The sequence below is a fragment of the Sporosarcina koreensis genome (assembly GCF_042655825.1).
In the GTDB taxonomy this organism is placed as follows: domain Bacteria; phylum Bacillota; class Bacilli; order Bacillales_A; family Planococcaceae; genus Sporosarcina; species Sporosarcina koreensis.
In genome coordinates this window covers 402,196-426,856 of sequence record NZ_JBHSNP010000029.1, presented here as the reverse complement: position 1 = coordinate 426,856, position 24,661 = coordinate 402,196, and the positions used below count along the sequence as shown (strand labels likewise).

The following is a 24,661-nucleotide window of genomic DNA, read 5'->3' as shown; positions in this document are numbered from 1 at the left end:
AAGCTCTCTATGCGACATCCGCTTTTTACTTTTCCCTCTCATTGCCTTTAGTAAGATGTAGTTGAAATGATTATAGTCGTTTGATTCAGAGAAATCAATAGTGTCTACCAATTTGTCGGCGGACGGTCTTTGTCATATTTTTCTCTTTTCGTATTGTTTTTATTTTTCACGTTGTCATTCTTCCCGATTACACCCATATCATCAGGGCTAATATCGAATCCATACCCGAATTCCTCACGATCCAGCGTATTGCCTTTTTTGATTTTCTTTTTCTTCTCATTCGCCAAGTCGATTCACCTCCCGATATATGGGAAGGATGGACATTTTGGTTTGATTTATAACAAGTGGGAGAAAAGCAGATCTCCCTTAGGGAATAAGTCTACCAAAAGCACAGACTTCAGGCAGTTTATCACCGACTCTCAAGCATTTATCACCGTCTTGTCCGATTTTATCACCGACTCTTAGGCATTTATCACTGACTTATACCGATTTATCACCGCTTCGATGCAATTTGAGGGATTTCCATGGCAGTCTCCATGCATTTTCCGCGAATGCAACAGCTTACCACCGACTTGCAAGGGTTTACCACCGATTTGCAAGAGTTTACCACCGAATCTCGGGACTTTACCACCGATTCTCCCCGGTTTACCACCGCTGCGCCACATTTCAAGCGATTTCCAGGACGACTTGCGAACAAATCCATCGATTTTGAAGTCGGCAAAAGTTTATCACCACTTAGACGACCGTTATCACCACTTAGACGCACTTTATCACCACTCACACCGACTTTAACACCACTCAACCATTATCAGACATAAATCTTAAGCCAACGAACCACCATCTTAAGAATTTCTTCATAATTCCCCTCATCGAATGTTAAGATTTAACCACTACAATTGGTATCATAGAGGAAAGTGAGGTGCGGATGATGGCGAAGTTCACAGTTCTCGTGGCGGATGATGATAAGGAGATCCGCGATGGGATCGAAATTTATTTGAAAAATGAAGGATACGACGTGTTGAAGGCAGCGGATGGGAAAGAGGCGCTTGATTTGATTCAAACGAATGAAGTCCATCTGCTCATCCTCGACATTATGATGCCGAATATGGATGGGATTACGGCGACGTTCAAAATCCGGGAGGCGCAGAACATTCCGATCATCATGCTCAGCGCGAAGGCGGAGGATACGGATAAGATCCATGGTCTGTCGGTCGGAGCAGATGATTATGTAACGAAGCCGTTCCACCCGCTTGAATTGATGGCGCGCGTCAAGTCACAGCTGCGTCGGTATGTCCAGTTCGGTACATACGAAGGCCAGAAAAAGATTGAGATTGACGGGTTGGCGCTCGATGAAGATGCGAAAGAGTTATCGGTTGATGGGAAACCGGTGAAGCTGACGCCGATTGAATATAAGATTACGGAATTGCTTATGAAAAATGCGGGGCGTGTGTTTTCGATAAATGAAATTTACGAACGTGTATGGAATGAAGAAGCGTACAATGCGGAAAATATCGTGGCGGTCCACATCCGTAAAATTCGCGAAAAAATTGAAGCGGACCCGAAAAATCCGCGATATGTAAAGGTGGTGTGGGGCATTGGTTACAAAATCGAGAAGTGATTGGGGCGTCGTCTTTTCGGTATTCTCCATCTGTATCGCCATGGTCAGCATCGGTTATTGCTTCCCGCACATCCTTGATATGATCGAAAGTGGATGGGAACGATCAACAAGGGCTATCGCATATTTTTCACGCATCATTAGAGGGGGCACGGCCTGATGAAAAATAAAGCACTTCTATTAGTATGGTCCGCGCTTGTTACAATTGTGCTGCTTGCCAGCCTTACATTTGCAAGACAGGGGACGGGTTTGATTGGAAAGGATTTTTCCGATTCGAATGATATGAAATGGCAGTTAGACGAGTTTTACGATGTAATCGGTCCTTCCGTTCTAAATCCGATCAACATAGAAGAGGCGAAGAAGAAAATTACGGTATCCGACGATGAAATCGAGAGACATCGGTACCGATATGGGACACTGGCAGACCAGCTTTCCAATATCCACGACCAATATGCACAGAGAATAGCTGATGCGAAAGATGCTGGAAATGAATTATTGCAAAGCTCTCTGATTGAAGAACGGGATATGAAATTGGAGGATATCCGAAAGAACTTTGAGCAAGATGGCCATGTAGAGGCGAAAATCCGTAAAGGGAAAGAAAAGGTTTTAGAGAATTATTTGAATGAAGTTAAAAATAAAACCTATTCATTACATGTTGCTTATAAATTAAAGAATGTCGAAACTGGCGAGACGTTTTCTAAAGGTGATATTTCGAAACCTGCTGTCTATAAAAAGAATTTCAATGCAAATAGTAATTACTTTAAGGCGAGCTCATTACCGGGACGCTATTCGGAATGGACAACGACATACGTTAAATATTATGAAGATGATTATGTGTCCGATGAAGAAATAACTGCCATGGCAAACCCTGTGCAATCCTTTGAAGGTGTTGTCATTGTTCCTAAGGCGGCCTTTGAGAAGGGCGGCGCTTTATATGCACAATACAAGGATTTCAACAGAGGGAAATATGGCATGTATGCCTTTTGGGCTCTTGGCTTACTAGCACTCATTGCCTTATTAACTGTTATGAAGTTTCGGAAGGAATGGGTGACAGGAACACCGATTGCTGATTGGTATTCTGATGTGAAAATCGATGTAAAAGCAGCGGCATTTTTCATGTCAGCGCTAATTTTAGTAGAATCCATCAACAGCAAGTCCTACAATCTGCTGAACTTCTTTATGCAACAAAGACTGGAAAGTTGGGTTATTTGGCTGGGCACCATCTTTTTTGGAGGCGTCCTCATGACAGCCTTGCTTGCATTCCAGCTTGTGAACAGTGTGGAGCGATGGAAGCGGGAAGGTATGTTTGCGAAGGATGTGAAAAACAGTTTCACGCTCCAGTTCTTAAGGGCAATCCGTGAGATGTTCTTGAAGAGATCGATCGGCGTTCAATCATTTATCCTGCTTATCGGATTCTTCCTTGCGGGTATAGGATTTGTCGGAGGATTCATAGCGCCGTTTTTATTTGTCGTCTATATTGCTTGCGTCCTATTTCTTGGCTTGCCAGCGCTTTATGTTTTCATTCGGCGTTCCGCGTACTTAAACCGAATCATCGTTGCGACAGAACAAATGGCTTCCGGACGTTTGAATGAAGACATCAAAATCGAAGGCCGTTCACCACTCGCGGATCACGCGAAAAACTTGAACAATCTTCGAGAAGGCGTACGGGTTTCCATGAGCGAGCAGGCGAAAAGCGAGCGGCTGAAAACGGAATTGATCACGAATGTGAGCCATGACCTGCGAACGCCGTTGACGTCGATCATTACGTACACCGACCTTTTAAAAGATGAAACGATCACACCGGAAGAACGCGCGAAATATGTCGATATATTGGATAAGAAATCGCAAAGACTGAAGACGCTCATCGAGGATTTATTCGAAGTGTCGAAAATGGCAAGCGGCAATCTGGAACTGCACAAGCAGCGTGTCGATTTGACGCAATTGCTCCAGCAAGCACTTGCTGAACATGCTGAAGAAATCGCAGAATCGGGGCTCGATTTCAGGACGACATTCCCTGAAGATATGCTTATCGCCTACGTAGACGGCCAAAGATGGTGGCGCGTACTTGATAACCTGATCGTCAATGCAATCAAATACTCATTGCCGGGAACTCGTGTATACGTAACACTGCGTAAAGTAGGGGAGTCTGCAGAATTTGTCGTGAAAAATATTACGAAATACGAGCTTGGTGAAAATGTCGATGAACTGTTCGAGCGTTTCAAGCGTGCAGACACATCGCGACATACCGACGGCTCAGGACTCGGTTTAGCCATCGCACAATCAATCGTCGACATGCACGGCGGAAGGATGAAAATCGATCTGGACGGCGATCTGTTCAAAGTGACAGTATCCGTGCTGACAAAATAAAAAATCCGCATGCAATGCCGGGAAAATTGGCAGGCATGCGTTTTTTTGTTTGTGGGCATCGAAGAAGGTTTACAACCGACCAAGCAAAGGAATACAGATAGAAAAACTTTTGTGCGGAGGTGACCGGTTTGTATAGCCGATGGATGGATTTGGATAGGCGATATAAGCGGGTCATTTTTTTGATCGGCATAACGGTGCTTCTGCTCGTTGTGGCGACGACCGGGTTTATGTATTTTGAAGATTTATCACCTTTCAATGCCTTTTGGATGACAATCATTTCGGTCATGACGATCGGCTATGGGGACATTTATCCGACGACGCAGGAAGGCCGGTGGTTTGCACTCTTTCTCGTGCCGCTAGGAGCAGGAATTGTGACGTACGCATTAGGAGTCGGTGCTTCTTATTTTATCGAGCAGCAATTATCGAATAGGGTGTGGGTGAGAAGGATGGAAAAACAAATTGCCAATTTGAACGATCATATCGTCATTTGCGGTTTTGGTCGCGTCGGAAGACAAGTGTATAAGCAGCTGAAAGAGGAAGGCGTTCAGATATTATTCATTCACGAAAATGAAAGTGATCTACTGGAAGTCGTCGAACCAGGCACTCTAAGAATCATCGGCGATCCGACTGACAAAGCCATCTTGCTGCAGGCGCGTGTCGGTCAAGCCCGCGCCTTGATCACTGCCCTCTCCAATGATGCCGACAATGTGTTCATCACGTTGACTGCGAAAAGCATCAATGAGGACATTGTCATCGCAGCGCGTGCCGAACGGGATGACTCGGAAGACATATTGGAAAAAGCGGGTGCCACGAGCGTCATCAATCCTTCCGTCATTGGAGGAAGGGAGTTGGCGATGTCTGTCATGAAACCGAACGGCACGGACTTCATCAATGATTTGATCCGTTCGGAGAAAAAAGAGTTCATGGTAGGGGAAGTCGCCCTGGATCATTCGGAACCGTTAATCGGCATGACAATCGAGGACGCGAACCTGCAGAAGCACTTTGAAATCACCCTCGTCGCGATTTTACGGAATGAAGAACTGCTTAGCAATCTGGATCTAAGTGAAAAATTCCAGCGGGGAGATACGCTGATCGTCATCGGCAATCCGAAAAAAATTGAGCACTTCCGTGTCAATAAAAATAAAGGATATACACCCCGATAAGTAATATGCCGAGATCCGCAAACATATGGATGATCCAAGACGGCAGGATCGTGCGGCATTTTTCATTCACAAGCTGAAAAATCAGCCCGCCTGCCCAAAGCCCGCCAACCGCAAGCAATAGAATCGGCAATGTGAACCATGGCAGGAAAATCGCGATATGGTAAATGGAGAAAAAGAACGGCGGTAGGATGAAACGTATTTTTGACTCGCCGAATAAGCTTGGCAACAATCCGCGAAAAAAGAATTCCTCAATGACCGAGTTTCCAAGTAAAATGTAAAGTGCGATGAACGGAAAAACGGCAGGGGTGATGCCGGATTGCAACAAGTCGTCACGCAAGGAAGCGATGTCGATATGCGGTTGCAATAAAAGGAATGCACCAATGATAAGCGCCATGATTGATATTCCTAAAATGAAGGCGAGTCGAATGCTCTTTCGATCAGCTTTCCGAAACCGGAGAAATGGAAACCTTGTCGCACGGAAAAGCATCAAAGGGATTGCGAGAAATAGTATGACCTTTGCGACCGTTTTGACTCCATACGTCACACCGACACTTTGCTCAATCCAAAGCAATAGTAAAATGCTCAAAATAGGAAAGACAGCTCCGAACCATTTCTGCATATCATCACCCCGCGATTTCTATGTTACTTTGACGAAACTAATAGTCTGATGTTCCCTTTGCAAATTATTTCGAAAAAAGAGGTTTGGGCTTAAGTATCGAAGGGTATAGATAAAAACCACCTCTCGCCACGCGCGGGATTTACGTGTTTGATGAGAGAAAAAGGAGGAATCCATATGACGATCGTTGATGGTAAATATCCGAATAAAAAGGACTTGGAACCGAAGATCCTACACCCTGGAAAAGGGGTCGGGCCAACGTATGAACTGCCTTTGGCGGATCCTGCCGACTCGAACTGGACAAATGAATTCCGCAAAAACGCACAAGATAGAACAGGCATGGATGACCCATCCGCTTATAGTAAAAATAAGCCGCTAGTCAATGAACTCCAAGTGATGGAAAATGAGGTGCCTGTAAGAATGCAGGCGAGCGAAAATCGGGAATTCAACAGCGAGACCCGTGAAAAATGGAACAACCAGAAAAGAAATGACAAGCCCATAGATCTAGCATAAGCGGACTCCTGACAGCGGACGTCCGCTTTTCCTTTTTCATTGCCCTCTAGTATGATGAAGAAAAGGGGGAATGGGAAATGGCGACAATCGAACAGTTGAAATTTGCAAGGATGTATACGATGGGGCGTTTAGCTAAGGCGAAGGAAGATGCATGGGACAAACAGCAGGCCGGATTCAATAATACGATCCGATGGAACGCCGGGCATATTTATATTTCATTGGAACAATTCGCAGCAAAGGCTTTGCCATCTTTTGAGCCGAAGCACAATGAGTGGGATGCGTTTTTCACGATGGGAACGAGCCCGGCGAAATGGGAAGGTCAGGCTCCTTCGAAAGAGGAAGTGCTTGTCGCACTTCAAGAGCAGTTGCCGCGCGTCCTACAAGCATTAGAAGGGAATCTCGACCAAGTGCTAGCTGAACCGCTCAAAATTGGTGATATGTTGACGATGGGGACAGTCGACGCGGTCATGCAGTTCTCTTTGTGGCATGAAGGCGTGCACGCAGGCGTCATCCATGGATTGAACCGTGCGATTGGAGAATGAATAAAGATTAAAACGCTTTGGTAGCTTGAAATAGCTATCAAAGCGTTTTTGCTTACTTTATTCCAAAATGCCTCCGCAATATATAAGCGGTCCATTTACAATGTGGATGGCGCTGGATATTTTCCAATAATCCCTTTATGATTGCCGGATGCAACGACGGTGCCAATAGCTCCTGCCTCAATAGCATCAACGAGTCTTTTTCGGTTGACTCCTCCATGTCCACAATGTTCTTCTCAACGATTTCAACAATCTGCCCCAGTGAATACTCTTCATCCAAAGGCTGATCGAGTGCTTGGATCAGTTCGTCGGAAATGAAGGAAACCGTCATGTTTTTCGCAAGCAGGTTTGTCTTTTCCACGAGGGATCGGATTAACAAGTCTATGTCCAATGGGGCTTTGTATAGTAAAAACAGCTCTGAATAGGTTTTCAAAAAGCCTTTAATGCAAAAGGCCAAGTCAAATTTCAAATACTTGTCTGTATCATCATATAGTCTTTCAATCATCGTCAAAATCACTTTTTCCATCGACTTATTATATGAATGGAATTTTGAAAACAGCTCTTCGTCAAACGATTGCATTAATTCCTTCATCAGGATTTTGGCGAAATCAGAGTGCTTTTGAAATGAGTCAAATGATGTGTGGTAAAATTTGTATAATAAATCCTCATCATTTTGCGTATGATTGACCACATAGTCAATATCGGAGGTGAATTGTTTCATGAAATGATCAATCAACGCGACGATCAACTCGTCTTTCGACTTGAACGATAAATAGAAAGCACCTTTGGAAATACCGCAATGATCAGTTATTTGCTGGATAGACGTTGACTCAAATCCTTGCTTTGCAAAAAGCTCCAAGGCTTTCTCCATAATTAGTTGTTTTTTCGTCATATATGCGAATCGCTCCTATGCTATTTCTTGACAATTGACCAGGTAGTCATTAGTATAAAGAAATGAGTTAAAACTGTCAATGTAGGGGAAGGTGTAAGGGTGAAAGGCTTAGTCAATTTTGTTCTTAAGAATAAATTAGCAGTTTGGTTACTCACCATTATTATAACGGTGTCTGGTGTTTATTCAGCAACGCAAATGAAAACAGAGACGCTGCCGGATATTTCAATACCGTACTTAATGGTGATGGGTGTCTATCCCGGTGCAACGCCGGAGCAGGTCATGGAGGAAGTCTCGGTACCTATCGAGAGGGCGGTAGAGAACTTAGATCATGTGAAATCCGTCTACTCCAATTCCTATTCTAATATGTCCAGCATTCAAGTGGAATACGATTACGGCATTGATATGGATGAAGCGAAGCGGGAATTGGCGTCCGCGATGGATTCATTGAAGTTGCCGGAAGGCGCGCAAGAACCGGTCATCACTGCGATCAGCATGAATATGATGCCAGTCGTTGCGCTAAGTGTGAGCAGTACAACGGAGGATATCGTTGAGCTAACATCCACAGTCGAAGATATTTTGCTGCCGAAAATCGAAAAGATCGACGGGGTTGCCTCTGCGACGATTTCGGGGCAGCATATTGAAGAAGTGGAGCTGACGTACGACGAGGAAAAAATGGCTCAGCTTGGTTTGACGGAAGACAACGTTAAGCAAATGATCCAGGCGAGCAATATGGAAGTTTCACTCGGACTATTTGAGTTTGAGGAAGGCGAGCAAGGTGTCGCTGTAGATGGCAAGTTCATGACGATCGATGAGCTGAAGGGTATGCTTATCCCTGTCACACCGTCGGAGGCAAATCCAACGCCGTTCGTTAAGCTCGGCGATATTGCAAAGATTGAAAAAGTAGGTAGAGTGCAGTCCGTTTCCCGTACGAACGGTGAAAATGCGATTGCAATTCAAATCGTCAAAGGGCAACGGGCAAATACGGTCGATGTCGTGAATGACGTGAAGAAGTTGATGAAAGATGAAGAAAAAGCGATCAAAGGATTAGTTGTCGATGTATCGCTTGACCAAGGTGAACCGATTGAGAAATCCGTATCGACAATGGTTGAAAAAGCGCTTTTCGGTGGTCTGATTGCAGTATTGATCATCCTGCTCTTCTTGCGTGATTTCAAATCTACAATTATCTCTATCGTTTCTATTCCAGTTTCAGTGTTCATGGCGTTATTGCTGCTGCATTGGATGGATATAACGCTTAATATTATGACGCTCGGTGCAATCACCGTCGCCATCGGCCGTGTCATCGACGACTCCATCGTCGTTGTGGAAAATATATACCGGCGACTTCATTTGAAAACGGAGAAGCTGTCAGGGCGCGCGTTAATTCGTGAAGCGACGATTGAAATGTTCAAGCCGATCATGTCCTCGACGCTTGTCACTGTTGCGGTATTTGCGCCGCTTATCTTTGTAGGCGGAATGGTCGGAGAGCTGTTCATGCCGTTCGCATTGACGATGTCGTTTGCACTTGGTGCTTCATTGCTCGTCGCGATTACAATCGTGCCGGCATTGTCCCATTTTTTATTCAAGAAAAAATTGTATGGTGAAAAGAAGGAAAGCCAGCATAAGGAAGCCGGCAAAATGGCGAATGGGTATAAGCGTATCCTAGGGTGGTCGCTGAACCATAAAGTCATTACGTCGATCATTTCCGTCGTTCTATTGGCGGGCAGCCTAGGGCTCATGCCGCTGATCGGTTTCAGTTTCTTAGGCAGCGATGAGGATAAAGTGATGTACATTACGTACACGCCTGCAACAGGTGAGCTTCAGGATGAAACATTGGCAAACGTCGAAGTTGTCGAGAAGGAAATGCTGAAACGCGATGATATTGACATCGTTCAATTATCCATCATGGACAGCGCCGACCCGATGACCGCGATGATGGGCGGCGGCTCGAATGGTGCGCTGATGTATCTCATCTTTGACCCGGACATGGAAGATTTCCAAGGGGCCCGTGCAGAGGTTGAAGACTATGTATTCAACATCGGTCAGTCCGGGGAATGGAAGAGCCAGGATTTCGGTTCCATGGGAATGTCCTCAAATGAAATTAGCTACTCGTTCTACAGTGAAAATTTAAGCAGCCTGAAGGAAGCTGTTCAACAGGTTGAAAAAGTCATGGGAGATAACAAAGGCATTGAGGATGTCTCTTCAAGCGCCGAAGATGCATACGTTCAATATACATTGAAAGCGACGCAAGATGAGTTGCTGCAGTATGGGTTGACGACTGGGCAGATCATCATGATGCTGAACCCGTCGCGGACGCAGGAAGTTGTCACGACGGTCGGGAAAGATCGCGATGAATTGGAAGTTGTCGTGAAACAGAAGGCAACTGAACAGCCGAAATCGATCGATGAAATGCTGGAACAGGAAATTCCGACGGCAATGGGAACGACAATGAAACTTTCAGAGTTAGTGAAGGTGGAAGAAGGATCGACATTCAATACGCTTGCCCGAAGCAAAGGCCAATATTATGCCACTGTTTCCGGTAAGCTCGTAGACGCGGATATTTCGAAAGCAACTTCCGAAGTCGACAAGGCGATTGCCGAATTGGATCTGCCGAAAGGTGTCGCATTCGATACGGCAGGTGTCGCGGCTGACATGCAAGAAGCATTTACACAGCTTGGCATTGCAATGGTTGCAGCGATTGCGATTGTTTACTTCATCTTAGTTGTGACGTTCCGTGAAGGTGTCGCGCCGTTTGCGATTCTCTTCTCGCTGCCTTTCGCAGTGATCGGTTCGTTCGTCGGCTTGCTCATCGCGGGCGAAACGATTTCCGTTCCGGTTATGATGGGTCTGCTCATGTTAATCGGTATCGTTGTCACGAATGCAATCGTACTCGTAGACCGCATTGTCCGCATGGAACGCAGCGGAATGAAAATGCGCGATGCAGTACTCGAAGCGGGCGCTACACGTTTACGTCCGATCTTGATGACGGCGATTGCTACAATTGGTGCCCTCATTCCATTGGCGCTTGGCAATGGGGCAGGCGGCGGATTGATTTCGAAAGGTCTCGGCATCACAGTTATCGGCGGCTTGGTCAGCTCCACATTGTTGACGTTGATCGTCGTGCCGATCGTGTATGAGATTTTGTCGAAGATGTTCAAGAAGAATCGCGTGGATATGGAAGAGGATTAATTATGTGCAGAAGAAGGGGCAGAAACTTGTTCCTTCTTCTGTTTTTTTGTACGTTCTCTTCCATTCTTAATAGATTAATAAGTTTAGACCTCCGCGTTTATAGGAATAGTCTTAACTAGACTACTTAATGAATGGAGGACACGGAATGTTCAGAGATATGTATTTTGCCAATATGCTAAGCTGGTTGCCCGAATTGATTCTCGGACTGATCGTCTTGCTAATCGGCTTTTTCATTGCCAAAGCAGTGGAAAATGCGGTGCACAAACGTTTGAAAAAATCCAGAGTCAACGAAAGGCTTGACGTTAGAGAAGGAAAATGGAATGTGGAAAAGATCATCAGCAAAGTCTTCTTCTTCGGTATCCTTCTATTAGCATTCCTTCTCTTCTTTAACATCATGAATGCATCGATGATTGCAACACCATTCATGACGATGTATTCGGGAATCGGCGGAGCGGTTCTCAGCATCTTGAAAGCGGCACTCATTCTGCTACTGGCTTGGGTTCTTGCATTGATTGTCAAGAAGGTGATTTTGGCAGTCGGCGGGAAGATGAAGCTCAATAAGTACGTAGCGAAAGTAGGGGGCTCCCCCGATGAAATCGATAAGTCGAAATGGGTCGAGACGGCTGCGAATATTGCGTTCTATGTCGTCCTGCTGCTATTTGTACCGGCCGTTCTTCATGCGCTTGGTTTGAGCGGTATTAGCGGACCGTTCGAAGGCATGTTGGAGAGCTTCATGAACTTCATTCCGAAACTTGTCGGCGCAGCATTGATTTTTGCGGTTGGTTGGGTTGTCGCGAAAATCGTCCGCACGATTGTGACGAAGCTGCTTGAATCGGTTGGCGTTGACCGGTTTGCACATAAGCTGAAATCTGGATCGAATGGGACAAGCATTTCAGGAATCATAGGTACAATCGTTTTTGTCCTGATCATGCTGCCAGTGACGATTTCTGCTTTGGAAGTATTGGACCTTGAAGGGATTTCCCAACCTGCCATTGCTATGCTGAACGACATTATGACGATGCTGCCGAAAATTGCGGTTGCTGTTGTTCTTGTGTTGGTCGGCATCTACTTGGCGAAATGGGTCAAGGGAATTGTCATTTCCTTATTGGATAATCTCGGCGTTAATTCAATTTCAGGAAAGATCGGTATGCGCTCGAATGCTTCCATGCCGACGTTCTCCCAAATTATTGGCGCGATTGTCCAAATCGTTATCATTTTGCTGTTCGTCGTTGAAGCGCTTCAAATTCTAAACCTGAACTTCATGGTGACGCTCGCGACAGGCATTTTCGCATACTTGCCGATGGTTGTCGCAGCTGTCGTCATTTTGGCGATCGGCTTCTGGCTCGCAAATCTTGCCGAGAAATTCGTCGGCAGCATCATGACGACACAAACAGGGGCGCCTCACGTATTGCGCTATGTAGCGAAATATGCGATTCTGGCATTTGCATTCTTCATGGCACTGAGCCAGCTTGGCATTGCACCGGCAATCATCAATGCGGCATTCATCCTCATTCTTGGAGGAGTGGCATTGGCATTCGGTCTCGCCTTCGGTTTAGGTGGACGTGAACATGCTTCCCGCTACTTGACGAAAATGGAAAGCAGCCTGCAAAATGCAGACGTTTCCAAGGAGAAGTGGGAGCAGGAGAAAAGTGAGATGAAGCGGGAGGCGAAGCAATCCGCGAATAAAGCTCAACAGGCTATGAATCAAACGGCGAAGGAAGATCATGTGCCTCCAGTCGGCAATGGCAGCGACTATCCGACTAAGCGGGACTATGAACCGCGAACAGGCAACTTGCCGTCGGATGAACTGCCATTGTCGGATCCTGCCGATTCGAATATGACGGATGCGTTTAATGAAAACGATCCGACGAGAACGAATGAGGCAAATCAAGATGGCTACAATACGACGGATCCGGGCGAAGACTATCCATTCGATCCGAATCGCGGAAATAAATAAACGTGAAAACTGCCCCATCCATCGAGAAACCGGTGGTGGGGCAGTTTTTTATGAATTTGTCGCATTGTTAGCGGGTTATGCTCGAGTTCGGAGGGGCTTTGTCGCAATCTCGGCAAGTTATGCTCGAGTTCGACAGAGTTATGGCGCAATCTTTGCGGGTTACGCTCATCTTGTTATCTTTGACCTACTCCAGGGCAATCGAAAAAACCGCTTCGCCAACGGCAAAGCGGTTTTATGCGCAACTCCGAACAAGTTTTGCGCATATTCAAGGTAGTTATGATGCAAACTCAGCGAGTTATGAGCAAATCCAACACGGTTATGCGCAACTTTTCCCTAGTTATGATCATTTCGTGACCTTTGACCTATCCCGCGAGCAACTACTCACTCAACAAGATCGTTCTTAAAAGCATAAATCACCGCCTGCGTCCGGTCCTGCACTTCAAGCTTCGACAACAGGTTGCTCACATGCGTTTTCACCGTCTTCAACGCGATGAACAAATCATCGGCGATCTCCTGGTTCGTTTTACCCTTCGCCAATAAAAGAAGAATCTCCAATTCCCGCTCCGTCAGATCGTCATGAAGGCGATGCCCATTGCCGGACCGCATCTTCTGCATCATTTTCGACGTCACTTCGGGCTCCAACACGGTTTGGCCCTTTAACGTGTCGCGTATTGCTTCCGCAATCCGTTTGGCATTCGAAGTCTTCAATATGTAGCTGATGGCGCCGGCTTCCAGTGCCGGATACACTTTGTCGTCATCGAGGAAGCTAGTAACGATGACGATTTTCGCTTCCGGCCATTGCTTGATGATTTCAGCAGTCGCCTCCGCGCCGTTCATTTCCGGCATGACCATATCCATCAAAATGATGTCGGGCCGCAGTGCGAGCGCCTTTTCGACAGCTTCCTTCCCATTGACCGCTTCATCGACGACTTCCATATCGGGCTGCGTCTGCAAATAGGCGGACACGCCGATCCGCACCATTTCATGATCATCCGCCAATAGAATTCGAATCATCCGGTTCATCCCCCTTTTTTGTCGGCAATTTCACTTCCACAATCGTGCCTTGCGAAGGGACCGAAACGATTTTGCATGTACCGCCGATTTCAATCGCCCGTTCCTTCACGTTTTGCAATCCATACGAACCGCCTTTGCCGTCTGACTCCTCGAAGCCGACCCCGTTATCCTGTACTCGGAAAATAGCGAGACCGTCGCGTTCGACGAAAAGGACATCGACCTCCGTTGCTTGCGCATGACGCAACGTGTTCGACAACGTTTCCTGCGCAATCCGGAATAGATGGTCCTCCGCTCCTTTCGACAAAGATACTTCCTCCAATCGATAGCGGATATCGAAAGAGACCTTCTCTTTTAATTCGACTAACAAGTCCTCGAGACCTTCCGCGAGCGATTTATCATTCAACGCGGCTGGCCGCAAATGCAGCAGCAATGCCCGCATTTCAAGCTGCGCCTGCTGCACCATCCGCTCCACTTGTAAAAGAGGTTTTTCCACCGACTTCTCATGCTCGCGCTCATTAATAGCGGACATGAGCATCGAAGCGGCAAACAGCTGCTGGGAAACAGAATCATGCAGCTCCCGGGCAAGACGCTGCCGTTCTTGCACAATCTGCTCCTGTATCAATTTATCTTGCGCCTCCGCGCGTTCATTCGTAATCCGCTGCAAGCTTTTCCGCTGTGTCGTCAAAATATTGGACACGTCCTCAAGCGTTCTATCAATCTTAGGAGAAAAAGATTTCGAGATGTTCACGATCTCTTCATTTTTAATTAACCCCGAGAGCTGTTGTTCAATTGCCTTCTCCTTGGAACGGCCGATGCCGCCCATCCAGCTTGCAATAATCGAACCAAGCGTGATGCAAGTGAAAATGATCCAGACGCCTAATGGTACATTCGCATATTGCATTTCATAGAAGAAAAACCAGCTTTCATTCAATGGAACATCGACGAGAGAATAGAAGTATAAGGCTGCAATCCCGATGAAAATGAACGATAAGAAGAGGCTGCGACCGAAAAAGTTCTTCATTTGCGCACCACCTCAATGTCCCCGATCCATGTAGAAAGGGAGATGATCAGCTCCGCCCGGTCGCCGATTTCAGCGTCATAGCCGTCTTTATAATGAAGAGTCTCATTAATCATCCGCTTCGGACTAAGATCGAGGATCCGCGCTTCGCCGAACAACGTATTGTAATGGATGCGAACCGGAATTTCGTAAGGCAGATCGATCTTAATCCGCCCAAATCCTTGTCGGATGGCAATGAAAGACGTCCCTTTTGGAAGAACAGTGTCGGTTACATCGACATGGATATCCCCGAAGAAGCCTTGGATTTGCACGTCCTCCCATTCATACGAGGAGAAGGGTGATGCTTGGACGGAAAACCATTTATTTTTCCAAATGCCGTTTGGCGTCTCCTTTTGAAATTCTTTCAACGGGCGCATCATCTGCTCCGCAGGCATCCCTTTCCACAAGTGGAATAAAACATAGATGAATCCGCATAGCAGGAGCATTCGTAAACTCCAAAGCGTCATTAACGCCATGACGATGAAGAAAAGCCCTAGAAAAACCATCCATTTGGATCGCTTTTTGAAGCCGAAATACGTAAATCCGGCACCGAGAAGGAGGAAGATGATATTGCCGTTCGATAGGAAAGTCGCCTCTATGAAAAAGAGCGCAAGAAAAGCCACAATCCAAAACGTCATCTTATTCGTATCCATTTTCTTCATTAGTAACGCCCCCTTCTTGATGTCAGATGGAAGAGGGAAGGTGGATACCTTCCCATCTAATTACTGTTGTCCGGCTCCGAGTGGCAGCTACTCGGGTCGCTTCGGTCTTGTAACAAAAGGCAAAAAGCGCATTTTGTTCAATCCCTCCAGCGCCTGTCGTAGCTAACCGCCACTCTCCGCACTTCTATATTACACAATTTCCGTCTTGGATGCGGCATTTTTCTCAAGCATTTCCAATCGACGCTCCATCGACGACACTTCATACTCACGGTTGATCTTGCTGCCGAGATTTTCAATATATGCATTCATTTCCTCGACGCTTGAAACTTGCTTGTCACCAGTTTCAGGGGAGATGAATTGATCCATGCGGCGATGCGCGCGTGTGACGTTTTCTTTCCCCATCAATTGCAGCTGGCGGACTTTCATATCTTTCACTTTATGCTTCATTTCCTCGAATTTGCGTTCAAGCGCAATCAACTCTTGCTCCGACTGCGTAATGCTAGCCGCCAATTCGTTTGCACGCGCCTCATAAGTATGGATTTCATCCTGAGTGAACGCTACCAAATCCTCTTCGCCCGTCGACTGCGCAAGCTCCAATTGACGGCGGCGTTTTGCAAGCATCGCTTCCGCTTCCGTGAACTCTTTCTCGAGCTCAACTTTCAACTTCCCTTGACGCTCCAACAGCTTGCCGACCGATTCCGTCTGTTTTTCTGCTTCCTTTATATATTGATTCAACATCGCAATCGGATTTTTCGATTCCTTTTTGTCGAGCATCGAGTGCAAGTCAGCTTGCACCGTATACTTAATTCTATTCCATAATGTGTTCATCCTGTTTTCCTCCTTATTTTGTAATTTCATCCCATTGCCGTTCGAAGTTGACGAACGGGTCATCGGAATATTTAGCTTCGATCACATTGTCATTTGTACGCTCGTTCCATTTACGCCATACATAGTAGACACCAAGCAAAGCGATGATGCCGATGAATGCAGGCACGTTCGAAACGGCTGTCACCAATCCGATCAGCAGAACGATCCCCCAGAACAGCTTCAGGAATGTCGAATCACTCTTCCTGTAATAGTGGAATCCTGCAAAAGCAATCGCACCGGAAATAGCGAGCGCCAAAATCGACCCTAAGTTTGCGAGAACAACGATTGCCGCCACAATGCCGAGAATCGTTAGACCAATTTTTTTCATATTGTTGTTCCTCCTTTCGTTGTATCTACATCTTACAATGCGCATCGCTTCATCCAAACAGGCGCAAAGCGGATTTCCATCTACGACTTGAGACCGATTCCGGACTAGGCACACCTAAAATTCTCTAGATATTGGGAACGCTTTCCTGTAAGCTATAACTATACGAACTATCAATTAATTCAGAGAATGAGGTGTCGATATGAGAGAAGTAGTCATTGTCGAAGGCGTGCGGACCGCGGTCGCAAGGCGGAAAGGCGGTTTTTCTGAATATCGTCCGGACGAGCTTGCCGCAGTCGTCCTTGAAGAACTTGTGAAGCGTGCAGGAATTGATAAAGGCGATATAGAGGATGTCATTTTAGGCTGCGTCACGCAGTCGGGCGAACAAGGCGGCAATATTGCGCGGACTGCAGCGTTGATTGCAGGCTTTCCGGTCCATGTACCGGGCGTCACGATCGACCGCCAATGCGGATCGAGCCAACAGGCGGTCCATTTTGCTTCGCAGGCGATTGCATCGGGCGATATGGACATCGTCATTGCCGGCGGCGTCGAAAGCATGACGAGGGCACCGATGTTCTCAAACATGGGAGACGCCAAACCGAGCCCGAAGCTGATGGAAAAGCACGAGATTATTAACCAAGGCTTATCGGCGGAGCGCATTGCGGAACAATGGGGACTGTCCCGTGAAGAACTTGATCGTTTTGCATTTGAAAGCCATCAGAAAGCGATTCGTGCCATAGAAGAAGGAAAATTCGATGACGAAATCGTGCCGGTTGCTGTGAATCGCGTCGATGGTGAAGTGGAAACCGTTGCGAAGGATGAGGGCCCGCGTCCAGATTCAACACCTGAAGTGCTTGCAGGCCTGAAAACGGTATTCGATGAAAATGGCGTCATCAGCGCAGGAAATGCAAGTCAAATGAGCGACGGTGCGTCCGCGGTCCTGCTTATGTCGAAGGAAAAAGCGGGGGAACTTGGATTGAAGCCGCTTGCACGGATCGTGGCCTGTACAGTTGTCGGCTCCGATCCGACGTTGATGTTGACCGGCCCGATTGAAGCGACGGAGAAGGTCCTGTTGAAGGCGGGGCTATCAATAGAAGATATGGACGTGTATGAAGTAAATGAAGCATTCGCTCCCGTGCCGCTCGCCTGGCTGAAGGACACGGGCGCAGATCCGGAGAAGCTCAACCCGAATGGCGGAGCGATTGCGCTCGGTCATCCGCTCGGTGCAACGGGGACGAAACTGCTCGTGTCGATGGTGAAGGAGCTTCAGCGTACGGGTGGAAGATACGGACTGCTCGCCATTTGCGAAGGGATGGGCATGGCGAACGCGACGATTATTGAACGGATCTAACCAGATTCGGAAATAGCCCTATCGTTCATTAAATGGGCTAACTTCAAATTTAAAATGCAATGACACCGAGGTTGACTTGATACAAGGGGGATGGACAAATGGAAATGCAAGATATCACAGCGATTGTCACGGGAGGAGCTTCCGGTTTAGGGGAGGCGACGACTCGTCGAATCGTGGCTGCAGGTGGCAAAGTTGCTATTTTCGATATGAATGAAGAACGTGGCAATGCATTGGTCGACGAGCTTGGGGACCATGTTTTGTTCCTGAAAACGGATGTGGCGATTGCGGAAAATGTCGAAGCGAATGTGGCGGAAGCTGTTTCGGTGTTCGGAAAGGTGAATGCTGTCGTCAATTGCGCAGGTATCGCGACGCCAGGAAAAGTCGTGTCGAAAGGCGGACCGATGTTGCTTGACCGTTTTGAGCAAGTGATCCGCGTCAATTTGACAGGCACGTTCAATGTCATCCGGGTGGCGGCTGCAGCGATGATGAGCAATGAGCCGAATGCGGACGGCGAGCGGGGCGTTATCGTGAACACTGCTTCCGTGGCGGCGTTCGAAGGGCAGATCGGGCAGGCGGCATATAGCGCATCGAAAGGCGGAGTCGTTGGGATGACATTGCCGATTGCCCGTGAATTTGCTGGATACGGCATCCGCGTTATGACGATTGCGCCAGGTCTAGTGGAAACACCACTATTCGCAGGACTTCCCGAACCAGCTCAAAATGCGCTAGTCGATATGACATTATTCCCGAAAAGGCTTGGGCGGCCGGATGAGTATGCGAAATTAGTCGAAAGCATTTTTACGAACCCGCTACTGAACGGGGAAGTGATCAGGCTCGACGGGGCAATAAGGATGCAAGCGAAATAAAGGGGGGAATCGAATGGCACGCTATCGTTTTGAAACAGATGAACATGTCCTGTTCAGGGAGACGCTTAGGAAGTTCTTGGCGAAGGAAGCGGTTCCCCATTATGAGGAATGGGAAAAGGACCGGCTCATTCCCGTCGGTTTTTGGCGGAAGCTCGGGGAAATGGGGTTCCTTTGTCCGCAAGTAGACGATCAATACGGCGGACTTGGCCTCGATTTCAGCTACGGGGTCATCATCGGAGAAGAGATGGAACGGGTCGGAGCGGGGTTGACGGGGGTCGGCCTGCATAATGACATCGTCGTTCCGTACATCGAATCGTATGGGACGGACGAACAGAAGAAGCGTTGGCTGCCGGGATGCATCACCGCCGATATCATTACAGGCGTTGCAATGACGGAGCCCGGAACCGGTTCGGACCTCGCCAACATCCGGACGACAGCCATCAAAGACGGCGATCATTATGTCGTGAATGGGCAAAAGACGTTCATTACAAACGGTGTGAACGGGAATCTGTTCCTCGTCGTCGTGAAGACGGATCCGCACGCTGAGCCGAAGCATCGGGGCATCAGCCTGCTTATGATCGAGGAAGGGACGCCTGGATTTACGAAAGGGCGGAAGCTCGACAAAGTTGGCATGCACTCGCAAGATACGGCGGAGCTTTACTTCGAAGATTGCCGGGTGCCAGTCGGAAATCTGATTGGTGCGGAAGGGAAGGGCTTCAGCTACCTGATGGAAAAGCTTCAGCAGGAAAGGCTTCTCGTCGCATTGTCCGCGCAAACCGCTTCAGAAGATATGCTTCAAATGACGCTTGATTACGTTAAATCACGGGAGGCGTTTGGAAAGCCGATCGGTTCATTCCAAAATACGCAGTTCAAGCTCGCGGAAATCGCGACGAAGGTGGAGCTCGGCAAAGCGTTTCTCGAGTCGCTCATCGAAGATCATCTGGCCGGCAAGGACGTCGTGACGAAAGTGTCGATGGCGAAATATTGGATCACCGAGACCGCGCGCGAGATTTCCACGGAATGCATGCAGCTGCATGGGGGATACGGCTACATGGAGGAATATAAGATTGCGCGGAGATACCGCGATATCCCGGTCGCTTCGATTTACGCCGGGACGAATGAAATCATGAAGATGATCATCGCGAAGAATATGGGATTGTAAATAGAATAGCAGGATGCTTGTCCGCATATGATTGGGTGGGCACAAGCGGCTGCTGGGGATGGTAGTACATGCGTCACAATATAAAAGTGCAAAAGGGGAGCGATTCAAATGATGCAAACACCATTATTATTGTCGTCGTTCATTAAACGAGCGGAGCAATTCTTTCCGAACAAGTTAATCATTTCTCGTACAGGGCCGGACACGATCCATCGGATTCCATACCGTGAATTTGCGAAACGGACGAGAAAGCTGTCGAATGCCTTGACGAAATTGGGGATGAAGCACGGAACGAAAGTGGGGACGTTCGGCTGGAACCATCATCGCCATTTGGAAGCATATTTCGGCGTGCCGAGTACGGGAGCGATCCTGCATATGGTGAACATTCGCCTGGCACCGGAGCATATCGCGTATGTCATCAATCATGCGGAAGATGAAATACTCCTAGTCGATGATAATCTTTTCCCTCATCTGGAGAAGTTGGCGCCGATGCTTAAGACGGTGAAGCATTATGTCATCATGGGCGACAGCACAGATGTGCCGGAAACGGCGCTTGAGAATGTCCATTCCTATGAGGCGTTGCTTGCAGAGGCATCAGATCAGTATGATTATCCGGAGGACTTGGATGAAAACACGCCTGCCGGGATGTGCTACACATCCGCAACGACGGGCAATCCGAAAGGGGTCGTCTACACGCACCGCGGCATCGTCCTTCATAGCTTTGCACTTGGATTGGCAGATGCGATGGGACTGCGTGAAGGCGATGTCATCATGCCGATCGTTCCGATGTTCCACGTCAATGCATGGGGGATGCCGTTCGCTGCTGTATTCTACGGGGCTACGCAGGTGCTTCCGGGACCGGGCTTCAACCCGCAGCTCATCCTTGATTTGATTGAACAGGAGAAAGTGACGCTGACTGCTGGCGTACCGACGATTTGGCTGGCGGTTTTGAAGGAGCAGCAGCAAAATCCGCGGGAACTTTCATCGCTTCGCGGAATTGTAAGCGGCGGCTCCGCATCTCCGAAAGGATTGATCCGTGCGTTCGAAGAGGGACTCGGGGTCCCGTTCTACGTCGGATACGGCATGACCGAAACGTCGCCGCTCGTCAGCTTGTCGGTCTACACATCCGGCATGGAGGAGTTGCCGATGGATGAACGGATCGATATCCGCGCGTTGCAAGGGCTGATCATGCCGGGGCTTGAAGTGAAAGTTGTGAATGAAGAAGGTGAAGTGCCTTGGGACGGCAAGACGATGGGCGAACTTGCGGTGCGGGGCCCTTGGATTGCGAGCGAATATTACAAGGACGACCGGTCGGCAGAAGCGTTCAAGGACGGCTGGCTCTATACGGGTGACATCGCCGTCATGACGGATATCGGTTATTTGAAGCTGATGGACCGGACGAAAGATTTGATCAAGAGTGGCGGGGAATGGATTTCTTCCGTCGATTTGGAGAATGCCTTAATGACGCATGAAGCAGTGTTTGAGGCGGCTGTCATCGCAGTTCCGCATGAAAAATGGGTGGAACGCCCGCTTGCCTGCGTCGTGTTGAAAGAGGGCAAAACGGCGGATGATGCACTGAAAGCCGAACTGCTCGACTATTTGGCGGGCCAGTTCGCGAAACTGTGGGTTCCTGACGACGTCGTGTTCCTGGACGAAATCCCGAAAACATCCGTCGGCAAATTCCTGAAAGCCGCCTTGCGCGATCAATTGAAAGGCCATGTGTTGGAAGTGTGAATTGGTGTGGTGCCACCCGCTCTTGTTAGCGGGTGGTTTTTTTACGGGAAATCGCCACTTTTACGGCGAATCGGTGGTAAAGTGCCGAGAGTCGGTGGTAAAGCATCGAGAATCGGTGGTAAACAGTGTTAAGTCGGTGGTAAAGTGTCCTGAATCGGTGGTAAACGCCCTAAGCGGTGATAAACCTCATCTGAGTGGTGATAAAGTGTGCGTGAGCGGTGATAAACTCCGCCTAAGCGGTGATAAACCCCATCTAAGTGGTGATAACGCATTTTACAATTGAAATCCATCATCAAACAGACGATTTACAACTTGAATTGCGGTCAAATGGTGATAAATCTCCCCAAGTCGGTGATAAAACGTCGAGAGTCGGTGATAACGCATCCCAAGTCGGTGATAACGCACCCTAAGTCGGTGATAAACTCCCCCTAGTCGGTGATAACACCCCAAAACTAGGTGATAAACTTTATTCGCACACCTTCGCATTAATTCCATCAGAAAAGGGAATAGCGTATAAGGAGGAATGTTCAATCACATAGGAGGTTTTACCATGCTGAACAGAATTCCGAAATCCGAGACGACAGCTTGTTCCCTTACTGTTTACAACGATGGCTTTGCGCTTGTGAAGGATACACGTTCCATTCCGCAGTTTGCGGAAAATGATGAGGTCCACTTTGTCGGGGTGGCGAGGAAGTTGAAGCCCGAATCGATCATCGTTGAAGGGGTGGACGTGTCTGAGCTTGTGTATGAATACGACTTGATGGATGAATTGAGGATTTATGAAAGGTATCTTGGCCGCCAACTGACGATCATGGATCCTTTCACCAAACAGGATCGCGCATACACGCTGCTGCGTGGGAACGGCCCAATCGTCATGCAAGACGTCGAGACGAAAGAGATTATCATCAATCCGAAAGGCGAAATTCGATTTCCTGAAATCGAAGGCGGGAATCATGTGGAGCCGACGCTCGTCTGGAAAATCGCCGGGCAACGGGGCGAAGAAGTGTGCGTTTCGTATTTGACGGGCGGCGTTACATGGGAAGCGGATTATGTCATCTCCATGCATGGCGACCGATTCGACTTGTCGGGTTGGCTGTCGATGAAGAATTATTCCGGCGTCTCGTTCAACGATGCAAAACTTCGCCTTATATCAGGAAAATTAAGTAAAGCAGGCAATGAAAACGAAGAGAAAAGCGCCGAGCTTTCAAGGCGCGGACAACAGAAAACAGAGGCTTTCTCCGATTTCCATACGTACACGTTCCCGCGGGAGATCGACTTGGAAGACCGTCAGCAGAAACAGCTGCGGCTTCTTTCATCCACCAACTCGAAAGCGCGCGTTATCTATGAAATCAATGAACAGACGGAAAACCCGGACATCTTCATCGAATTTGATAATACGGCGGAGAACGGTCTCGGTTTTCCATTGCCGGCAGGGGTCTTCAAGATGTATCGGACGAACCCGGATGATGGCAGCGCAGAATTTATCGGCGAGTACGCCATCAAACATACCGAAGTGAATGAAAAAGTCCGATTGAAATCGGGAGAGGCTTGCGACATCGAAGTGAAGGCGAAAAAATCGGGCAAATATAAAGAAGGCGGATACGAGTATACCGAATACGAATATAAAATCTGCAATACAAAAGGCACCCCGGTCGAAGCGGTCATCCGCCAACCGGTACCCGGCCACTTATGGACCGTGGATGAATCGACACATGAGTGGCAGAAGAAACGTGACAAGATCGTGTTGCCTGTTCATGTACCTGTCAATGTGGAGGAAAAAGTGAAGTTCACAATCCGCCACGATCGCTCCGCGAGAAGGACAATTGGTTTCTAATGAATAACATTTCAACCTGTGTATATATCTAATAAATGTGGAGAAGCACCCGTGGCTGGGGATAAAACCAGTTTGACGGGTGTTTTTTATTCACATGTGGATAATATTCGCCCTCAAATACCTCATTTATCAGAAATTATAAACATATAAACAATCTTACCCACAGTTTTCGGTGCATAAGTCTATTTTTCGATAAACTTATCCACGACAAAGCGACTCATATTCTTACTTTTTCATACGTACAATCCAAAGGACAGGTTGGAACCTCAATGTGGAGGCATGCGTCTGATAAAATGGACGAATGAAGAATTTTAAGACCAGGGAGAGTGCCATGGAAAATTGGATAACTGAATTCATAAGTGAGCACGGATATTTTGGTGTGTGCTTCCTGCTTTTGATTGAAAATATATTTCCTCCAATTCCATCGGAAATCATTTTGACGTTCAGCGGATTTGCGACAAGTTTTACAACGATGACGAAAATGGGCGTCATAATCGCAGCCACTATTGGTTCGGTTGTCGGCGCGATGATTCTCTATAGCATCGGCCTGCTTGTCGATGTGCCAAGGCTCGAGAGGTTTGTGGAGCGGCGGGGACGCTGGCTGCGCCTATCGAAAAAGGATTTGCGGAGGGCCGAAAGCTGGTTTGAGAAATATGGGGCTTGGACAGTCTTTTTTTGCCGTCTCGTCCCGCTCGTTCGTAGTCTAATTTCGGTTCCTGCCGGAATGTCCCATATGAATTTTCCGCTTTTTATGGCGTTGACGATTCTCGGGAGCTTCATTTGGAACGCCATTCTTGTTACAATAGGATTTACGGTCGGAGAAAATTGGGAATCGATCGTTCATTACATGGACGTCTACTCAAACATTGTTTATGTGGTGTTAGCAATTGGCGGAATTGCGGTTTGTATCGGTTACATCCGTTTCCGCAGAAAGAGGGCTTAGT

22 protein-coding genes and 1 other annotated feature (1 of these 23 cut by a window edge) are annotated in these 24,661 nt (G+C 47.7%); of the genes, 14 read left to right on the top strand and 8 right to left on the bottom strand.

All coding sequences use genetic code 11. The features are described 5' to 3' along the window. Positions 1-51, bottom strand: a binding site (T-box leader); it reaches 209 nt to the left of the window's first position. A gap of 53 nt (positions 52-104) precedes the next feature. Continuing rightward, positions 105-287, bottom strand: coding sequence for a hypothetical protein (locus ACFPTP_RS17885; RefSeq protein ID WP_381447651.1), 183 nt, complete (start codon positions 285-287; stop codon positions 105-107). A 641-nt stretch (positions 288-928) separates the two neighbouring features. On the opposite strand from ACFPTP_RS17885, the gene ACFPTP_RS17880 reads away from it, so the two are divergent. The 4 genes from ACFPTP_RS17880 (at position 929) to ACFPTP_RS17865 (ending at position 5,145) form a co-directional block, all read left to right on the top strand. Continuing rightward, positions 929-1,618, top strand: a complete 690-nt coding sequence (locus tag ACFPTP_RS17880) for a response regulator transcription factor (RefSeq protein ID WP_381447649.1) — start codon at positions 929-931, stop codon at positions 1,616-1,618. Beyond that, complete coding sequence (locus ACFPTP_RS17875) at positions 1,596-1,775, top strand: hypothetical protein (protein ID WP_381447646.1); 180 nt, start codon at positions 1,596-1,598, stop codon at positions 1,773-1,775. Before ACFPTP_RS17880 ends, ACFPTP_RS17875 begins: the two co-directional genes overlap by 23 nt. Beyond that, positions 1,775-3,982 carry a sensor histidine kinase gene (locus ACFPTP_RS17870; RefSeq protein ID WP_381447643.1) on the top strand — a complete coding sequence of 736 codons (2,208 nt, stop codon included), beginning with the start codon at positions 1,775-1,777 and terminating at the stop codon, positions 3,980-3,982. The genes ACFPTP_RS17875 and ACFPTP_RS17870 overlap by 1 nt, the downstream gene beginning before the upstream one ends. Positions 3,983-4,110: 128 nt before the next feature. Continuing rightward, positions 4,111-5,145: a potassium channel family protein gene (locus ACFPTP_RS17865; protein WP_381447641.1), complete on the top strand. Its 1,035-nt coding sequence runs from the start codon at positions 4,111-4,113 to the stop codon at positions 5,143-5,145. Here ACFPTP_RS17865 and ACFPTP_RS17860 read toward each other — a convergent pair. After that, positions 5,114-5,764 carry a CPBP family intramembrane glutamic endopeptidase gene (locus tag ACFPTP_RS17860; RefSeq protein WP_381447639.1) on the bottom strand — a complete coding sequence of 217 codons (651 nt, stop codon included), beginning with the start codon at positions 5,762-5,764 and terminating at the stop codon, positions 5,114-5,116. The genes ACFPTP_RS17865 and ACFPTP_RS17860 overlap by 32 nt on opposite strands. Positions 5,765-5,938: 174 nt before the next feature. Here ACFPTP_RS17860 and ACFPTP_RS17855 point away from each other — a divergent pair, with 174 nt between their 5' ends. Both ACFPTP_RS17855 and ACFPTP_RS17850 read left to right on the top strand, forming a co-directional pair. Beyond that, complete coding sequence (locus tag ACFPTP_RS17855; RefSeq protein ID WP_381447637.1) at positions 5,939-6,274, top strand: hypothetical protein; 336 nt, start codon at positions 5,939-5,941, stop codon at positions 6,272-6,274. Between the two features lie 77 nt (positions 6,275-6,351). Next, entirely contained in the window at positions 6,352-6,816 is a 465-nt protein-coding gene (locus tag ACFPTP_RS17850; protein ID WP_381447635.1) for a DinB family protein, read from the top strand. Between the two features lie 52 nt (positions 6,817-6,868). Here the strand turns inward: ACFPTP_RS17850 and ACFPTP_RS17845 are convergent, their stop codons facing one another. Beyond that, complete coding sequence (locus tag ACFPTP_RS17845) at positions 6,869-7,705, bottom strand: TetR/AcrR family transcriptional regulator (RefSeq protein WP_381447633.1); 837 nt, start codon at positions 7,703-7,705, stop codon at positions 6,869-6,871. A 99-nt stretch (positions 7,706-7,804) separates the two neighbouring features. Between ACFPTP_RS17845 and ACFPTP_RS17840 the strand changes: the two genes are divergently transcribed. Both ACFPTP_RS17840 and ACFPTP_RS17835 read left to right on the top strand, forming a co-directional pair. Continuing rightward, positions 7,805-10,891, top strand: coding sequence for an efflux RND transporter permease subunit (locus tag ACFPTP_RS17840; RefSeq protein ID WP_381447631.1), 3,087 nt, complete (start codon positions 7,805-7,807; stop codon positions 10,889-10,891). 145 nt (positions 10,892-11,036) lie between these two features. Then, positions 11,037-12,848, top strand: a complete 1,812-nt coding sequence (locus ACFPTP_RS17835) for a mechanosensitive ion channel (RefSeq protein WP_381447628.1) — start codon at positions 11,037-11,039, stop codon at positions 12,846-12,848. Positions 12,849-13,229: 381 nt separating this feature from the next. On the opposite strand, the gene ACFPTP_RS17830 is transcribed toward ACFPTP_RS17835, so the two are convergent. The 5 genes from ACFPTP_RS17830 to ACFPTP_RS17810 all read right to left on the bottom strand — a co-directional run bounded on the left by ACFPTP_RS17830 (position 13,230) and on the right by ACFPTP_RS17810 (position 16,776). Next, positions 13,230-13,862, bottom strand: a complete 633-nt coding sequence (locus ACFPTP_RS17830; protein ID WP_381447626.1) for a response regulator — start codon at positions 13,860-13,862, stop codon at positions 13,230-13,232. Next, positions 13,837-14,883, bottom strand: a complete 1,047-nt coding sequence (locus ACFPTP_RS17825; protein ID WP_381447624.1) for a sensor histidine kinase — start codon at positions 14,881-14,883, stop codon at positions 13,837-13,839. The genes ACFPTP_RS17830 and ACFPTP_RS17825 overlap by 26 nt, the downstream gene beginning before the upstream one ends. After that, positions 14,880-15,581 (bottom strand): cell wall-active antibiotics response protein LiaF, encoded by a 702-nt coding sequence (gene liaF, locus ACFPTP_RS17820; RefSeq protein WP_381447622.1) that lies wholly within the window; start codon positions 15,579-15,581, stop codon positions 14,880-14,882. Before liaF ends, ACFPTP_RS17825 begins: the two co-directional genes overlap by 4 nt. A 189-nt stretch (positions 15,582-15,770) precedes the next feature. Continuing rightward, the gene (locus ACFPTP_RS17815) at positions 15,771-16,409 is read right to left on the bottom strand and encodes a PspA/IM30 family protein (RefSeq protein ID WP_381447620.1); all 639 of its coding nucleotides are present in this window, start codon (positions 16,407-16,409) and stop codon (positions 15,771-15,773) included. A gap of 13 nt (positions 16,410-16,422) precedes the next feature. After that, positions 16,423-16,776 (bottom strand): lmo0954 family membrane protein, encoded by a 354-nt coding sequence (locus tag ACFPTP_RS17810; protein WP_381447617.1) that lies wholly within the window; start codon positions 16,774-16,776, stop codon positions 16,423-16,425. Positions 16,777-16,975: 199 nt separating this feature from the next. On the opposite strand from ACFPTP_RS17810, the gene ACFPTP_RS17805 reads away from it, so the two are divergent. The 6 genes from ACFPTP_RS17805 to ACFPTP_RS17780 all read left to right on the top strand — a co-directional run bounded on the left by ACFPTP_RS17805 (position 16,976) and on the right by ACFPTP_RS17780 (position 24,660). Then, complete coding sequence (locus tag ACFPTP_RS17805; RefSeq protein WP_381447614.1) at positions 16,976-18,124, top strand: thiolase family protein; 1,149 nt, start codon at positions 16,976-16,978, stop codon at positions 18,122-18,124. 98 nt (positions 18,125-18,222) lie between these two features. Continuing rightward, the gene (locus tag ACFPTP_RS17800) at positions 18,223-18,990 is read left to right on the top strand and encodes a 3-hydroxyacyl-CoA dehydrogenase (RefSeq protein ID WP_381447612.1); all 768 of its coding nucleotides are present in this window, start codon (positions 18,223-18,225) and stop codon (positions 18,988-18,990) included. A gap of 13 nt (positions 18,991-19,003) precedes the next feature. After that, positions 19,004-20,152 carry an acyl-CoA dehydrogenase family protein gene (locus ACFPTP_RS17795; RefSeq protein ID WP_381447610.1) on the top strand — a complete coding sequence of 383 codons (1,149 nt, stop codon included), beginning with the start codon at positions 19,004-19,006 and terminating at the stop codon, positions 20,150-20,152. 108 nt (positions 20,153-20,260) lie between these two features. Next, positions 20,261-21,883, top strand: coding sequence for a long-chain fatty acid--CoA ligase (locus tag ACFPTP_RS17790; RefSeq protein ID WP_381447608.1), 1,623 nt, complete (start codon positions 20,261-20,263; stop codon positions 21,881-21,883). Between the two features lie 550 nt (positions 21,884-22,433). After that, positions 22,434-23,717, top strand: coding sequence for a DUF4139 domain-containing protein (locus ACFPTP_RS17785; RefSeq protein WP_381447606.1), 1,284 nt, complete (start codon positions 22,434-22,436; stop codon positions 23,715-23,717). A gap of 331 nt (positions 23,718-24,048) precedes the next feature. Next, positions 24,049-24,660 carry a DedA family protein gene (locus ACFPTP_RS17780; RefSeq protein WP_381447604.1) on the top strand — a complete coding sequence of 204 codons (612 nt, stop codon included), beginning with the start codon at positions 24,049-24,051 and terminating at the stop codon, positions 24,658-24,660. Position 24,661: the final 1 nt, after the last annotated feature.

Excerpts from the sequence above, each read along its gene's own strand:
- ACFPTP_RS17835 (WP_381447628.1), top strand. The coding sequence starts at position 11,037 with ATGTTCAGAGATATGTATTTTGCCAATATGCTAAGCTGGTTGCCCGAA.
- ACFPTP_RS17780 (WP_381447604.1), top strand. The coding sequence starts at position 24,049 with ATGGAAAATTGGATAACTGAATTCATAAGTGAGCACGGATATTTTGGT.
- ACFPTP_RS17810 (WP_381447617.1), bottom strand. The coding sequence starts at position 16,776 with ATGAAAAAAATTGGTCTAACGATTCTCGGCATTGTGGCGGCAATCGTT.
- ACFPTP_RS17855 (WP_381447637.1), top strand. The coding sequence starts at position 5,939 with ATGACGATCGTTGATGGTAAATATCCGAATAAAAAGGACTTGGAACCG.
- ACFPTP_RS17795 (WP_381447610.1), top strand. The coding sequence starts at position 19,004 with ATGGCACGCTATCGTTTTGAAACAGATGAACATGTCCTGTTCAGGGAG.
- ACFPTP_RS17805 (WP_381447614.1), top strand. The coding sequence starts at position 16,976 with ATGAGAGAAGTAGTCATTGTCGAAGGCGTGCGGACCGCGGTCGCAAGG.
- ACFPTP_RS17800 (WP_381447612.1), top strand. The coding sequence starts at position 18,223 with ATGGAAATGCAAGATATCACAGCGATTGTCACGGGAGGAGCTTCCGGT.
- ACFPTP_RS17790 (WP_381447608.1), top strand. The coding sequence starts at position 20,261 with ATGATGCAAACACCATTATTATTGTCGTCGTTCATTAAACGAGCGGAG.
- liaF (WP_381447622.1), bottom strand. The coding sequence starts at position 15,581 with ATGAAGAAAATGGATACGAATAAGATGACGTTTTGGATTGTGGCTTTT.
- ACFPTP_RS17870 (WP_381447643.1), top strand. The coding sequence starts at position 1,775 with ATGAAAAATAAAGCACTTCTATTAGTATGGTCCGCGCTTGTTACAATT.
- ACFPTP_RS17880 (WP_381447649.1), top strand. The coding sequence starts at position 929 with ATGGCGAAGTTCACAGTTCTCGTGGCGGATGATGATAAGGAGATCCGC.
- ACFPTP_RS17845 (WP_381447633.1), bottom strand. The coding sequence starts at position 7,705 with ATGACGAAAAAACAACTAATTATGGAGAAAGCCTTGGAGCTTTTTGCA.
- ACFPTP_RS17785 (WP_381447606.1), top strand. The coding sequence starts at position 22,434 with ATGCTGAACAGAATTCCGAAATCCGAGACGACAGCTTGTTCCCTTACT.
- ACFPTP_RS17825 (WP_381447624.1), bottom strand. The coding sequence starts at position 14,883 with ATGAAGAACTTTTTCGGTCGCAGCCTCTTCTTATCGTTCATTTTCATC.
- ACFPTP_RS17815 (WP_381447620.1), bottom strand. The coding sequence starts at position 16,409 with ATGAACACATTATGGAATAGAATTAAGTATACGGTGCAAGCTGACTTG.
- ACFPTP_RS17850 (WP_381447635.1), top strand. The coding sequence starts at position 6,352 with ATGGCGACAATCGAACAGTTGAAATTTGCAAGGATGTATACGATGGGG.
- ACFPTP_RS17860 (WP_381447639.1), bottom strand. The coding sequence starts at position 5,764 with ATGCAGAAATGGTTCGGAGCTGTCTTTCCTATTTTGAGCATTTTACTA.
- ACFPTP_RS17830 (WP_381447626.1), bottom strand. The coding sequence starts at position 13,862 with ATGATTCGAATTCTATTGGCGGATGATCATGAAATGGTGCGGATCGGC.